Below are 14,687 nucleotides of genomic sequence, written 5' to 3' on the forward strand. Positions count from 1 at the left end.
CATGGCTCGCTTCTTCATCGACCGACCGGTCTTCGCCTGGGTCGTCGCCCTCTTCATCATCCTGGGCGGCCTGCTCACGATCCCGCAATTGCCGGTGGCGCAGTATCCCGTGATCGCGCCCCCCTCCATCGCGCTCTCGACCGCCTATCCGGGCGCCTCGGTGGAGAACCTCTACACGGGCACCACGCGGCTCATCGAGGATGAACTGAACGGGGCCGCCAACATCCTGAGCTTCGAATCGGCCAGCGACGCCTTCGGCGTCGTCGAGATCACGGCCCAGTTCCAGCCTGGCACCGATTCGAGCCTCGCGGGCGTCGAGGTGCAGAACCGCCTCAAGCGCGTCGAGGCCCGGCTGCCCGCCGAAGTGCGCCAGCAGGGCACCCTGGTGGAGGAGGCCTCTGCCGCGACACTGCAGATCATCACCCTGGTCTCGCCCGATAAGTCGATGGACGAGATCGCGCTCGGCGACTTCCTCATCCGCAACGTCATCAATGAGATCCGCCGCATCCCCGGCGTCGGGCGCGCGACGCTGTACTCCACCGAGCGAAGCCTGCGCATCTGGATCGATTCCGACAAGTTGCGCGGTCTCTCGCTCAACGCCTCGGACGTGTCGAAGGCGATCTCGAACCAGAACGTCCAGATCGCCTCCGGCGCCGTCGGCGCCATGCCGAGCCCGCAGAACAACCCGGTCAACTTCCCCATCATCGTGAAGGGCCAGATGACCGCGCCGGAGGAGTTCGGCGCCATCGTGCTGCGCGCCAATTCCGACGGCTCCAACGTGCGCTTGCGCGACGTCGCCCGGATCGAGCTCGGTGGCGAGGACTACAAATTCACGACCCGCCTCGACGGCGGCGAGGCCGCCGGCATCTCCGTCACCCTGGCCCCCGACGGCAACGCACTCCAGACCGCCTCGGCCATCCGCGCCAAAATGGAGGAGCTGTCGCAGTTCTTCCCGTCGAACGTGAAGTGGGACATCCCCTACGACATCACCCCGGCCGTCGAGGCTTCGATCGAGAAGGTGCTGCACACCCTCGTCGAGGCGGTGGTGCTGGTGTTCATCGTGATGTTCGTCTTCCTCCAGAACATCCGCTACACGCTCATCCCCACCATCGTGGTCCCGATCGCCCTGATGGGCACCTGCACGGTGATGCTGCTCGCAGGCTTCTCGGTGAACGTGCTCACCATGTTCGGCATGGTGCTCGCCATCGGCATCCTCGTCGATGACGCCATCGTGGTGGTCGAGAACGTCGAGCGCATCATGAACGAGGAAGGCCTCTCTCCGAAGGAGGCCACCCGCAAGGCGATGAGCCAGATCACCGGCGCCATCATCGGGATCACGCTGGTGCTGATCGCGGTGTTCATCCCGATGGCGTTCTTCCCCGGCTCGGTCGGCATCATTTACCGCCAGTTCTCCATCGCCATGGTGACCTCGATCGCGTTCTCGGCGCTGCTGGCCCTGTCGCTGACCCCGGCCCTGTGCGCGACCCTGCTGAAGCCCATCGAGAAGGGCCACGGCCATTCGAAGGGCGGCGTCTTCGGCTGGTTCAACCAGGTGGTGGATCGCGAGACCGCCCGCTACGGCCGCGGCGTCGCCGGGCTGATCAAGCGCTCCGGCCGGGTCATGCTGGTCTATCTCGCCCTGGTCATCGGCCTCGGCTACGCCTTCCTCCGCCTGCCGGAGGGCTTCCTGCCGGTGGAGGATCAGGGCTTCTTCACCGTCGACATCCAGACCCCGCCCGGCTCCTCCTTCAACCGCACCGAAGCGGCGGTGAAGAAGGTCGAGGAACACCTCCTCGCGCAGCCCGGCGTCGCCACCGTGACCGTCGTCAACGGCTTCTCATTCTCCGGCCAGGGACAGGTCACCTCGCAGGCCTTCGTGACCCTGAAGCCCTGGGGTGAGCGCGATGCCGACAACTCGGCGGCCAAGCTGATCGAGGGCACCAACAAGGCGTTGGCATCGTACAAGGACGCGGTGATCCAGGCCCTCGAGCCGCCGCCGATCGACAATCTCGGCAACGCCTCGGGCTTCAGCTTCCGCCTCCAGGACCGCGCGCAGAAGGGCTACTCGGCCCTGATGGCGGCCCAGGAGCAGTTGCTGTCGCTCGCCCGCAAGAGCCCCGTCCTGCAAAAGGTCTATGTCGAGGGCCTGCCCCCGGCGCCCCAGGCGGAACTCGTCATCGACCGCGAGAAGGCGGCCGCCCTCGGAGTCAACTTCGAAGAGATCAACAACACCATCCAGGTCAATCTCGGCTCGGTCTACACCAACGACTTTCCGAACCGGGGCAAGATGCAGCGCGTCATCGTTCAGGCCGAGGACGCACAACGCCTGAAGGCGGCCGACATCCTGAACTACGGGGTGAAGAACGCCTCCGGGACCATGGTGCCGATGTCGTCCTTCGCCGACCTGAAATGGGGCGTCGGCCCGGCCCAGATCATCGGCTTCAACGGCTACCAGTCGGTGCGCATCACCGGCGAGCCGGCCCCGGGCTACACCTCGGGCGACGCGCTGAATGAAATGGAGCGGCTGATGGAGCAGTTGCCGAAGGGCTTCGGCTACGCCTGGACCGGCCAGTCGCTGCAGGAGAAGCAGGCGGGCTCACAGGCCTCGCTGCTGCTCGGCCTCTCGATCCTGATCGTGTTCCTATGCCTGGCCGCCCTCTACGAGAGCTGGTCGATCCCGTTCTCCGTGCTGCTGGTCATCCCGCTCGGCGTCATCGGCTCCGTGGCGGCGGTGTACCTGCGCGGGCTGCCGAACGACGTCTACTTCAAGATCGGCATCATCACGATCATCGGTCTCTCGGCCAAGAACGCGATCCTGATCGTGGAATTCGCCAAGGACCTCTGGAAGCCGGGAACCTCCCTGGTGGACGCGACCATCGAGGCGGCGACGCTCCGCTTCCGACCGATCGTGATGACCTCGCTGGCTTTCATCTTCGGCGTGGTGCCCCTGGCGATCGCCTCCGGCGCCGCCTCGAAGAGCCAGCAGGCGATCGGCACCGGCGTGCTCGGCGGCATGATCTCGGCCACCATCCTGGCGGTGCTGTTCGTGCCGGTGTTCTTCGTGGTGGTGATGCGGATCTTCCGCCGCAAGGACGCCACCGAGGGCATCCAACCCAAGGTGGAGCCGGCCACGGTGCATGGGCCCCATCACGCCCCGGCCGAGTAGTCCGGCGCGGCGGAGCTCGCCCACCGGGGAGCCCCGCACATGAGAAAGGGGCGCGCGGTCCGATCGACCGCGCGCCCCTTTTCTTCCAGTGTCCGGTCGCGACCGGGGCCGAGCCTCAGACCAGATCCGGCTGATCCCTTCGGGATGGCGGATCTGGGCTTCGCCCAGACGACGCGCCGGCTTGCCTTAATTACGCTCCGCTTTGATCGAGCGGAGCCCGTATCAGACCTCGCGGGCGATCATCATCTTCTTGATCTCGGCGATGGCCTTGGCCGGGTTCAGGCTCTTCGGGCAGGTGTTGGCGCAGTTCATGATCGTGTGGCAGCGATACAGCCGGAAGGGATCGTGCAGCGCATCGAGGCGCTCGCCGGTGTTCTCGTCGCGGCTGTCGATCAGCCAGCGATAGGCCTGGAGCAGGGCCGCCGGGCCGAGGAAGCGGTCGCCGTTCCACCAGTAGCTCGGGCACGAGGTGGTGCAGCAGGCGCAGAGGATGCACTCGTAGAGTCCGTCGAGCTGGGCCCGGTCCTCCGGCGTCTGCTTCCACTCGCCCTCGGGCGCGGGCGTCTCGGTCTGGAGCCAGGGCTCGATGGACGCATGCTGGGCGAAGAAGTTCGTCAGGTCGGGGACGAGGTCCTTCAGCACCGGCATGTGCGGCAGCGGATAGATCCGCACCGCGCCGGTCTTCTTGCCCTTGGCGTGCTCCTGGCACTCGTCGATGCCCATGGTGCAGGCCAGCGCGTTCTGGCCCTCGATGTTCATGGCACAGGAGCCACAGATGCCCTCGCGGCAGGAGCGGCGGAACACCAGGGTGGAGTCGACCTTGCTCTTGATCCACAGGAGGGCGTCGAGGACCATCGGGCCGCAATCGTCGCGATCGACCTGGTAGACGTCGACGCGCGGGTTCTTCCCGTCGTCGGGATTCCAGCGGTAGATCCGGAATTCCTGCAGGTTGTTGGCGCCGGCGGGCCGAGGCCAGGTCTTGCCTTCGGTGATCTGAGAGTTTTTGGGAAGATTAAACTGAGCCATGGTGTGGCGTGCCTAAATCCGTCTCGTGAGAACCAGTCCAGGGAACGACGGGAGTCGTGTCCTCAATACACCCGCGCCTTCGGCTCGATGTACTGGATCTCGTTCGACATCGTGTAGGTGTGGACCGGACGGTAATCGATGCTGACCTGCTTGGACGAGTCGTCCATCCAGGCGAGGGTGTGCTTCATCCACTCCTTGTCGTCGCGGTCCGGGAAGTCCTCGCGGGCATGGGCGCCGCGGCTCTCCTTGCGGTTGGCCGCCGATTCCATGGTGACGACGGCCTGGCCGATCAGGTTGTCGAACTCGAGGGTCTCGAGGAGGTCGGTGTTCCAGATCAGCGAGCGGTCGTTGACGTGGATGTCGGGAATACCGGCGGCGACCTTGTGGATGAGGGTCTTGCCCTCCTCCAGCACCTCGCCGGTGCGGAACACCGCGCAGTTGTTCTGCATGGTCTTCTGCATCTCGGCGCGCAGCTGCGCCGTCGGGGTGCCGCCGCTGGCGTAGCGGAAGCGGTCGAGGCGGGCGAGCGCCTTGTCGGCGGAATCCTTCGGCAGGTCCATCTGGCGGGCGCCCGGCTCGACGATCTCGGCACAGCGCAGACCGGCGGCCCGGCCGAACACCACGAGGTCGATCAGCGAGTTCGAGCCGAGGCGGTTGGCCCCGTGAACCGAGACGCAGGCCGCCTCGCCCAGTGCCATCAGGCCCGGCACCACCGTGTCGGGGTTGCCGTTGCGCAGGGTCAGCACCTCGCCGTGATAGTTCGTCGGGATGCCGCCCATGTTGTAGTGCACGGTCGGCAGTACCGGGATCGGCTCCTTTGTGACGTCGACGCCCGCGAAGATCTTGGCCGATTCCGAGATGCCGGGCAGGCGCTGGTGCAGGATGGCCGGGTCGAGGTGGTCGAGGTGCAGGTAGATGTGGTCGTTGGACTTGCCGACGCCGCGACCGGCCCGGATCTCCATGGTCATGGAGCGGGAGACCACGTCGCGCGAGGCAAGGTCCTTGGCGCTCGGGGCGTAGCGCTCCATGAAGCGCTCGCCCTCGGAGTTGGTCAGGTAACCGCCCTCGCCGCGCGCGCCCTCGGTGATGAGGCAGCCGGCGCCGTAGATGCCGGTGGGGTGGAACTGCACGAATTCCATGTCCTGCAGGGGCAGGCCGGCGCGCAGCACCATGGCGTTGCCGTCGCCGGTGCAGGTATGGGCCGAAGTGGCCGAGAAGTACGAGCGGCCGTAGCCGCCGGTGGCCAGGATGGTCTGCTGAGCGCGGAAGCGGTGGATCTCGCCCGACGCCTGGTCGATGGCGATGACGCCGAGGCAGCGGCCCTCCTCGTCCATGATGAGGTCGAGGGCGAAGTACTCGATGAAGAAGTTGGTGTGGTTCTTCACCGCCTGCCCGTAGAGGGTGTGCAGCATGGCGTGGCCGGTGCGGTCGGCCGCCGCGCAGGTGCGCTGGGCGGTACCCTTGCCGTAATCGGTGGTCATGCCGCCGAAGGGGCGCTGGTAGATCTTGCCCTCTTCGGTGCGGGAGAAGGGCACGCCCCAGTGCTCGAGTTCGTAGACGGCGGCGGGCGCGTTGCGCACGAGGTACTCGATTGCGTCCTGGTCGCCGAGCCAGTCCGACCCCTTCACGGTGTCGTACATGTGCCAGCGCCAATCGTCCGGGCCCATGTTGCCGAGGGAGGCCGAGATGCCGCCCTGCGCCGCCACGGTGTGGGACCGGGTCGGGAACACCTTCGAGATGCAGGCGGTGCGCAGGCCGGCCTGGGAGCAGCCCACGGTGGCGCGCAGGCCCGCGCCGCCCGCACCCACCACCACCACGTCGAAGGTGTGGTCGTTGATCGTGTAGGCGGGGGTGCCGTTGGTTCCGTTGGTGGCCATGGGCTGATCCTTCGGGTTCGGGATGCGGGTCAGACGAGCTTGCCGAGGCTGACGCGCAGGATCGCGTACAGGCAGGCGACGGCGACGACGACCGCGTAGAAGTTGTTGGCGAGCAGGCTCAAGAGCTTGAGTGTCTTATCGTGCACGTAGTCTTCGATGATGACTTGCATTCCGATCCTCATATGGGCCGTGACCGAGATCACGGCGAGGATCAGGATGAGCGCCACCACCGGGTGCGACATCAGGGCGACGGCCTCCGGGTAGGGCCGGTTCGCCATCAGGGCGACGACCACCACGAAAGCCAGCATGAGCGGCGCGTTGGCGGCGGCGGTCAGGCGCTGGATCCAGAAATGGCCCGCGCCGTGGCCCGAAGCCCCGAGGCCCTTCACCCGGGCGCGGGGCGTACGCATGGTGACGTGGGTGTTCTGGCGATTGTCGACCATCGATCGGCCTCCTCAGCGCAGGGTCAGGGCGAGCGCCCAGATCAGGACGGTCAGGATGACGGAGCCGATCAGGGTGGCGCGGGCGAGGCCCATGCGCTGGGCGCGGTCGAAGCCGTAGCCGAGATCCCAGATGAAGTGGCGCAGGCCGCCCAGCATGTGGTGCATCAGGATCCAGGTGTAGACGAACAGCACCAGGCGCCCGACGATGGAGCCGAAGAACCACGACACGGTGCCGTAGGCGCCCGGACCCGCGGCGAGGGCCACCAGCCAGATCGCCACCAGGGCCGAGCCGCCGTAGAGCGCGGTGCCGGTGACGCGGTGGAACACCGACATCGCCATGGTCCAGGTCCAGCGGTAGATCTGGAGGTGGGGAGAGAGCGGCTGGGCGACCGTGGGACGGACGGTGGGAGCCATCGTGCGGAAGGTCCTCGACTGGGCGGCGCACCCCGATTTGAAGGTGCGCCAAGAAAAATTTGGATCGTCTCTAAAGTGCTAGCGGGCAGGCGCCAATGCGCAACCCCGGCTTGCCGCAGCGCACATGCGACACGGGCGCCAAATCGTCATTCGCCTCGCGCCGCGTCATGGCAGCCATCCGAGCATGCGCCACCACAGATAATCCAGGGGTGCGACGACGACGAGCGACGCGAGCCCCGTTGCCAGGGTCAGCTTGGTCGCTGCCCGCAGTGGCACCTTGCCGAGATCGACCGCGAGGACGATCGGCGGCGCCTGGTAGGGCAGGAACAAAGTCGAGTAGCCAACCACCTGGATCATCACCACGGCCATGAGGTCGAGACCGCTGACCCGGGCCATCTCGCCCGCGAGCGCCGTGTAGAGTGCCGGGGCGCCGTTCGCGGTGACCGCGAGGGTCAGGATCGCCGCGAGCCCTGTCAGAATCCCGAAATTGTAGCCCGGCGCGTCGGGCGTCAGGGGCGCGACGTGGAGCAGGGCATGGCCCAGGCGAGCGCCGAGGCCGGTCTCGTTCACGGTGGCCACGAGACCCAGGAGGGCGGCCACGTAGAAGCAGGTCCGCAGGTTCACGGCGCCGAAGGCCTCGGCGGGCAGGACGCCGATGCGGGGCATCAGGCAGAGGATCGCGGCGACGAGGCCCACCCAGGCGGGGGCGATGTGGTGCAGGCTGTCCGTGACCCAGAAGGCGAGGGTGGCGGCCAGGATCACGGCGAGGCGCCGCGCCTCCGGGCGCAGGGGTTCCTTGACCAGGGCGGCCCCGTTCTCGCCATGGTCGAGCCGGTCCGGAAACAGCCAGAGGATCGCCAGGACGAGCAGGACGCCCTTCGCCAGGGCTAGGACCGGCGCGTGCAGCAGCAGGTAGGACAGGTAGGCGATGTGGAGGCCGTACTGCGTCTCCGCGGTGCCGGCCATGACGAGGTTCGGGACGTTGGCGGGCAGGATCGCGGCGGAGAGGAGCGGCGTGGCGAGTCCCACCGCCAGGACCGCGCCGTGCCGGCCCGGGCGCCCGTTCGCGAGCCCGAAGGCGTCGCAGAGCGCGAGCACCACCGGGACCAGCAGGGCGATCCGCCCGAGATTGGACGGCATCACGAAGGCGACGGCGAAGGACAGGGCGACGATCCCGGCGACGAAGGCCGGGTAGGAGGCGGAGAGATGCCCCGACAGGCTTCGCGCCAGACGGTCGCCGAGGCCGGAGCGCGTCATGGCGAGCCCGACCACCATGCCGCTCAGGACAAGCCAGAACGCCGAGGAGGCGAAGCCCGAGAACACCGTCGCAGGGGGCGCGAGGTGGAACAGCATCGCCCCGGCGAAGAACAGCATCGCCGTGACGATCTCTGCGATGAGGCCGCTGGCCCAGAGGCCCATGCAGAGCACGAGCAGGAGCGCGGTCACCGCGACCGTCGCCTCCCCGCACATGAACGCCCCTGCCGGCATGCCCGACTCCGATCCGTCTCTTCCGGCGGGACGATGATCCTACCTTGGAGCCGTTCGCAATTCGGAGTTTTCCGATCCAGCCTTCGCGAAGCGCGAAGGCTCAGAAGCGGGCCGGGTCGAGCTCGAAGGTCGGGGGCAGGGCCTCGAACCACTCGCCGTAATAGGGATCGCGGGGGAGCTTCGCCGCCCAGCGATCGCGAAACCGCTGGTGCTCGGCCGGGTCGACGGTGCGGGCGCGATTGCGGCTCTCATAGTGGTAGAGGCTGGCCTGGGCGCAGTAGACGCTGCGCAGCCCGCGCTCGCGCAGGCGCAGGCACAGGTCGACGTCGTTGTAATTCACGGCGAAGCTCGCATCGAAGCCGCCGATGGCCTCGAAGTCCGTGCGCCGCACCATCACGCAGGCGCCGGTAACCGCAAGGTAGTTCCGGCTGCCGACGGTGGAGAAGAAGTGCCCGGGATCGTCGCCGGGATAGCCGCGCCGGACATGATCGGGGGTGGCGTCGACGATCGAGACGCCGGCATGCTGGATCTCGCCGGTCTCGAACAGGAGCTTGGGGCCGACGGCGCCGACGCCGGGGATCTGCAGCTGCGCCAGCATCGCCTCGATCCAGTCGGGCGTGATGACCGCGATGTCGTCGTTGAGGAAGACCAGAATGTCGCCGCTCGCCGCCGCGGCGCCGAGGTTCATCTTGGCCGCCACGTTGAAGACCGGCTCCGACCAGGTCACGCGCCGGGCGCCGTGGCGGGCGAGGGCCGCCTCCGTGCCGGATCGCAGGTCCCCGTTGTCCACCACCACGAACTCGATGTCGGGATAGGTGCTGGTCGCGGCGACGCTGTCGAGGCAGGCGGCGAGGAGATCCACCGTGCAGCCGCCGACGGTGCTGTCGCGCCCGGCCGTGGGGATCACGATGGAGACCAAAGGGCGCTCGGTCAGCTTGCGGCGCATCTCGAAACAGCCCTTGAACGCGCTCGAGCGGGCGAAGTCGAGTTCGCCGGTGCGCCGGGCCCGGTCCTCCAGGCCACGGATCGCCGCGGCGATGACGTAGTCCTTGTTGTCCATGGTCTGGGCGGTGGAGCCTGGGATCGCGCGCCAATGGTAGAGCACCTTCGGCACGTGGACGACGTTGCGGACATGCTCGGTGTAACGCAGGGCGAAGTCGTAATCCTGCGCCCCGTTGCATTCGTCGCGAAAGCCGCCGATTTGGCGGACGATGTCCATCCGGTAGAGCGCCAGGTGCGCCGTATACATGCAGGCTTCGAGGGCTTCGGGCGACCAGTCCGGCTTGAAGAACGGCTCGTAGCGGACCCCGTCGATCGAGATCTTGTCCTCGTCCGAGTAGATGAAGTCGACGCTCGCGTCGGCGTTCAGGATACGGACGAACTCGTAGAGCGCGTTATCGGGAATCGCGTCGTCGTGGTCCATCAGGGTCAGGTAGGTGCCGGTCGCCAGGGCCATGGCGTCGTTCGAAGTGGCCGAGATGCGCCCGTTCGTGGTGCGGCGATGGAGCTTGATGCGCGGGTCGGCGGCCGCGAAGGCCTGGAGCAGCGGCCAGATCTGCGGGTCGGGCGAGTTGTCATCGCAGAGGCAGAGTTCCCAGTCCGGATAGGCCTGGGCCTGCACCGAGGCGATGGCGGCTTCCAGCCAGCGCCGGGGAGTGTTGTAGACCGGCATGACGATGGAGATACGGGGGCGAGAGCGGAAGCCCTCGATCTCGGCCCGCATCGCCGCCACGCTGAGGCGGCTTGGCGTCTCCACCGTGTCGATCCAGGCCGTGTAGGAGGCCGGCACCGGACGGGGCCGGGCGCTCGCCCGGAAGTCGCGCCAGAGTTCCGCGGCGCCCTTCGCGCGCCAGGCGTCGCGGAGGTGGGCGAGGAGGCGGGCCGGCGCGCGCTCTGCCTCGGGCAGCGCCTGCACGCGGCGGCGGGCGGTCTCCGCGGTCGCGCCGAGGGGGCCGAGATGGGTCAGGGAGACGTGGCCCAGGCGAAAGCGTCCGGCGCCGCTCATCGGATCGAGGCGCAGGCCCCGGACCCGGCGCGGCAGGTGCACGAGGTTGTCGATGCCGGTCGCATCGGCCTCCAGCGGAATGGTCAGGGTCTCGCGAAACCCCTGGCCGTCATCGACGTAGAGGATCGGGACGAGCTTCGTGCGGTCGAGGGCGGTGAGGTCGGCGCGCAAGCGGACCCAGCCGCCGCGATGGCGCCGGCGTCCCTCCGCCGGCCAGAGGCGGAAATGCGGGTCCGACCCAGTCGCGCGCCACGTGTCGGGCGTCCCCTCCGCCTCGATCTGGCTGACGGCGTCGAGGCGACAGCGTAGGGTGCGCGGCAAACCCGGATCCTCTTCGAGGCGGGCGCAGGGCCTGCCGTGCCCGGGGGTTTAGGGCAAGCCCGCCGGCCCTCGCAAGGGCAGCCCCGGACCTCGCCTCAGCCGCGCCCGGCGGCGAGATAGGCACGCCACCCCCCTTGCCGGGTGATCTCTGGCGCCTCCGCGACGGCATGGGCTTCGCAGAGGAAGCCCGAGACGGGTTCGCCATCGGCCAGAGCGATCTTGCCGAGGCCGAGGGGCGCGGGAATCGCGGCGGCGAAACGCCCGAAGGCAGCCGCGTCGAGCGCCCAGACCTCGACCTCGAGCCCGGGGCCCGCGAAGCCGGGCGCGCGCACGAGGCCGGGTTTCGGCGGCACCGTGCCGGGCAGGGCATAGAGCCGGTAGTCGGGCGCCGTCCGGGTCGCGCGCAGGAACGTCGCTCCGAGGTCCTGGAGCTGGTGATTGAGGGCGAGCCCTGTGAGGTGCGCACCGACCACGACCAGGGGGATCTGCCCGGAGGGCGAGGCAGGAACGCGGCCTTCTTCGGGGAGGGAGCGGGCACGCTCGACGCCCATGCCGCCGGCGAGGTCGCGATGCAGGGCATCGGCCCAGGGCGCCAGGGCCTCGTCGCTGAAGCCGGGTCCCACCAGCGTCACGCCCGCCGGCAGGCCGTCCCGGCGGAACCCGGCCGGCACCGCGATGGCGGCCATCCCAAGCAGGTTGGCGAAATTGGTGTAGCGGCCGAGATGGCTGTTCCGGACGATGGGCTCCGCCGCCATCTCGGCCACCGTGTAGATCGTCGGCGCGGTCGGCAGCAACAGCACGTCGAGCCCGGCGAGGATCGCATCGGTCCGGCGCTTCAGGGCCTCGAAGGCGTACCGACCCCGGAAGGCGTCGACGGCGCTGTAGGTGCGGGCCGAGTCGAGGATGGCGCGCACGCTCGGATCCATCGCGGCGGCATGGTCGGCATGGAAGGCTTCGACCGCCGCCAGCCGCTCGGCGACCCAGGGGCCGTCATACAGGAGAGAGGCGATCTCCCGGAATGGCGCGTAGTCGAACGGCACGGCGACGGCACCGAGGCGCTCCAGCCGGGCGATGGCGTCGTCGTAGAGGGCCGCCGTCTCGGCATCGCCGTAGAACTCGCGCTCGGCCGGGGCGAGCACGCCAAAGCGCAGGCCCGTCGCCGGGAGGGGATGCGGGACCACCGGGCGCGAATACGGGTCGGCCGGGTCGAACCCCTCGGCGATCCGGCGCACGGCGAGGCCGTCCCCGACGGTGCTCGCGAACACCGTGATGCAGTCGAGGCTGCGGCAGGCCGGAACGAGGCCGGTGGTGCTCAGCGCCCCCGGCGTCGGCTTGATGCCGACGAGGTTGTTGAAGGCCGCCGGCACGCGGCCGGAGCCGGCGGTGTCGGTGCCGAGACTGAAGCAGGCGAGCCCGGCCGCCACGGCCACGGCCGAACCGGAACTCGATCCGCCTGAAACGAAGTCGGCGTTGAACACGCTGCGCGGGGCACCGTAGGGCGAGCGCGTGCCGTTGAGGCCGGTGGCAAACTGGTCGAGGTTGGTCTTGCCCGTTACCAGGGCGCCGGCGGCCTTCAACCGCGCCACCACCGCGGCATCGCGCTCGGGCGTGGTGGCGAAGGCCGGGCAGGCGGCGGTGGTGGGCAGGCCCGCCACGTCGATGTTGTCCTTGACGGCGAAGGGCAGGCCCCAGAGCGGCAGGGAATTCGGCTCCGGGTGCGCCTGCATCAGGGCGCGGGCCGCCGCGACGAGGTCAGCGCGCGGCACCGGGGTGATGAAGATGGCCGGGTCGGGCGAGGCCGCCATCCGCTCGGCGACGGTCTCGGCGAGGCCGACGGGGTCGAGGCTGCCGGAGGCGAAGGCCGCGCGCAGGCTCGCAATGTCCAGGATCGTGGGCAGCATGGATTCAGGTCTCCTGGGTCACCGCGACAAGATCACCGCGACAAGGCCGCCGCCGCGCCGGGTCGGGCCGGCGTGGATTCTCCGGCACGGGGTCCGCCGCCGGAGCGCCCCGACGCCCACGGACATTGCCCGGCCTCGTCGCGGACACTGCATCCTTCGTGCCGACCGGGCCGGCCTCGCCGACCGGATTTTCGGGACGGCAACCAGCGCCGGTGCCCGCACGCGTGCACCGGCCTGCCGAAATGGCGGTCGGCCCATCCGAATGCTCAGCTCTGCCAGACGCGGGGGAGGGGCCGTCCCCGATAGGCGGTGAGGAGGCGCTGGGCCACGGCCCGCAGGGCGTCCGGATCGCGGCCGAGAAGGCGGACGACGAGGTGTCCGTTCCAGGCGCTGGCCGCCGCGGCGACGCCGTCCACGCCGGTCGCGTCGAGCAGGGCGCGGGTCTCGTCCAGCCGGCCCTCCGCCACGGGCGAGACGTCGAGGAGCATCGCCATCGCCCGGGCGCCGTTGCCGATCGCCGTTCGGGCGAGCTGGTCCGAGAGGGCGCCGTCGAGGCGGAGGGTGTCGGCGTAGACGAGGCGTCCGTCGCGGCGGATGCGCCAGGTGTCGGAGAGGTGGCCTCGCGTCATCGGCTCGTTGCGGGCTGTCCGCCCGAAGGTAATGGCCTCGAAGGCGAGGAGGTGGGCACCCGGCGCCAGATCCGCCTCGAAGCGCCGCGCCAGGGCGGCTTGGTCGAACAGGATCGTTTCCTGCGGCAGGTGCGCGAGGCGCCCTCCGGCTCCTACCGTCACCACGGTGGCGATCCGGCTCACCGGCCCGTCCGAACGGTAGACCTTCTCGGCCGCCGTGGTGGTCAGGGTGAGGTCGCCCCCCGCACCGACATCGGCGGTGACGCGAAACGTGTCGCCGCAGGCGATGCCGCCAGCGGTGTTGAGGAGCACCGCCTCGCACGGGCCCTTCGGCCGGCGCGGCAGGCGCAGGCGCAAGGGTCCGCCCTCGCCGATGTCGAGGATGCGGGTGTCGTGCCCGTCCGCGCAGGCCACGCGCAGGTGGATGCGGCCCTGCGAGCGCTGGCGCTCCGGCGCGGCGCCGCGAACCGCCGGAGGGTCGGGGCTCAGCAAGGCGGCGGGTCAGGCCGGGCCGGTGGCGACCGGACGCTCAGGATCCGAGCCCCATTCCGACCAGGAGCCGTCGTAGAGGGCGCGGGGCGGCCGGCCCAGGGTCTCCAGCGCCAGCCCGACGATGGCGGCGGTGACGCCCGACCCGCAGGTGGTGATCACGGGCTTGCCGACATCGACGCCGTTCTCGGCGAAAACCGCGCGCAGGGCTGCCTCCTCCTTCAGGCGACCTTCGCTCTGGAGTGCGGCGTAGTGGACGTTGCTGGCGCCCGGCATGTGGCCGGGGCGGACGCCGGGGCGGGGTTCCGCCTCCTCGCCTCGGAAGCGCGCGCCCGAGCGGGCGTCGACCACCTGGGCGCTGCCCGATTCGAGGGCCCGGGCAATGTCCGAGGCATCCGCCACGGCGCCGTGGTCGAGGCGGGCGGTGAAGTGGCGCCGGGCGCGCGGCCGGCCCTCGCCGTCCTCGAGGGGGTAGCCCGCCGCCACCCAGGCCGGGAGGCCGCCCTCCAGGATCTCCACGTCGCGGACCCCGTAGGCCTTCAGCATCCAGCGCACCCGCGGCGCCGAGAACAGGCCCATCCCGTCATAGACGACGATGTGGGCGCCGTCGCCGACGCCCAGCGCCCTCATGCGGGAGGCGAAGACCTCCGGGCGCGGCAGCATGTGGGGCAGCGACGAGGTCTCGTCGCTCATGGTGTCGATGTCGAAGCGGATCGCGCCGGGGATGTGACCGGCGAGATACTCGGCCCGGGCATCGCGCCCCTGGGCCGGGAGGTACCAGGACCCGTCGAGGATCACGATGTCGGGCGCGCCGAGACGGGCGTGGAGCCAGTCGGCCGTGACGAAGGGCGTCGTCGGCATGGTGTTCTCTGTTCTGTGGGCCGGAACGCGTCCGGCCGGACTCGCCAGGAGGGTTGTCGGGAGTGGC

The 14,687-nt window shown here is 69.4% G+C and carries 10 protein-coding genes; 1 reads left to right on the plus strand and 9 read right to left on the minus strand.

Annotated features, from left to right (window positions below):
* Position 1: 1 nt before the first annotated feature.
* The gene (locus ASF18_RS19050; protein WP_056354069.1) at positions 2-3,166 is read left to right on the plus strand and encodes a multidrug efflux RND transporter permease subunit; all 3,165 of its coding nucleotides are present in this window, start codon (positions 2-4) and stop codon (positions 3,164-3,166) included.
* Positions 3,167-3,388: 222 nt separating this feature from the next.
* Here ASF18_RS19050 and ASF18_RS19055 read toward each other — a convergent pair whose 3' ends face one another.
* The 9 genes from ASF18_RS19055 to sseA all read right to left on the minus strand — a co-directional run bounded on the left by ASF18_RS19055 (position 3,389) and on the right by sseA (position 14,620).
* The gene (locus tag ASF18_RS19055) at positions 3,389-4,192 is read right to left on the minus strand and encodes a succinate dehydrogenase iron-sulfur subunit (protein WP_056211228.1); all 804 of its coding nucleotides are present in this window, start codon (positions 4,190-4,192) and stop codon (positions 3,389-3,391) included.
* Positions 4,193-4,254: 62 nt separating this feature from the next.
* A complete protein-coding gene (sdhA, locus tag ASF18_RS19060) occupies positions 4,255-6,069 on the minus strand; it encodes a succinate dehydrogenase flavoprotein subunit (protein WP_056211230.1) in 1,815 nt (604 codons plus the stop codon).
* 29 nt (positions 6,070-6,098) lie between these two features.
* The gene (sdhD, locus tag ASF18_RS19065) at positions 6,099-6,512 is read right to left on the minus strand and encodes a succinate dehydrogenase, hydrophobic membrane anchor protein (protein WP_056354072.1); all 414 of its coding nucleotides are present in this window, start codon (positions 6,510-6,512) and stop codon (positions 6,099-6,101) included.
* A 12-nt stretch (positions 6,513-6,524) separates the two neighbouring features.
* Positions 6,525-6,926, minus strand: coding sequence for a succinate dehydrogenase, cytochrome b556 subunit (gene sdhC, locus ASF18_RS19070; protein WP_056354075.1), 402 nt, complete (start codon positions 6,924-6,926; stop codon positions 6,525-6,527).
* A gap of 165 nt (positions 6,927-7,091) precedes the next feature.
* Positions 7,092-8,396 carry an SLC13 family permease gene (locus tag ASF18_RS19075; protein ID WP_056354078.1) on the minus strand — a complete coding sequence of 435 codons (1,305 nt, stop codon included), beginning with the start codon at positions 8,394-8,396 and terminating at the stop codon, positions 7,092-7,094.
* 118 nt (positions 8,397-8,514) lie between these two features.
* On the minus strand, positions 8,515-10,740 hold the full coding sequence (locus ASF18_RS19080; RefSeq protein ID WP_082487728.1) for a glycosyltransferase family 2 protein: 2,226 nt from the start codon (positions 10,738-10,740) through the stop codon (positions 8,515-8,517).
* Between the two features lie 95 nt (positions 10,741-10,835).
* Positions 10,836-12,641, minus strand: a complete 1,806-nt coding sequence (gene atzF, locus ASF18_RS19085) for an allophanate hydrolase (RefSeq protein ID WP_056354082.1) — start codon at positions 12,639-12,641, stop codon at positions 10,836-10,838.
* Between the two features lie 266 nt (positions 12,642-12,907).
* Entirely contained in the window at positions 12,908-13,762 is an 855-nt protein-coding gene (locus ASF18_RS19090) for an urease accessory protein UreD (protein ID WP_082487730.1), read from the minus strand.
* Between the two features lie 9 nt (positions 13,763-13,771).
* On the minus strand, positions 13,772-14,620 hold the full coding sequence (sseA, locus tag ASF18_RS19095; protein ID WP_056354086.1) for a 3-mercaptopyruvate sulfurtransferase: 849 nt from the start codon (positions 14,618-14,620) through the stop codon (positions 13,772-13,774).
* Between the last annotated feature and the right edge of the window lie 67 nt (positions 14,621-14,687).

This window comes from Methylobacterium sp. Leaf89, from assembly GCF_001422215.1.
In the GTDB taxonomy this organism is placed as follows: Bacteria; Pseudomonadota; Alphaproteobacteria; order Rhizobiales; family Beijerinckiaceae; genus Methylobacterium.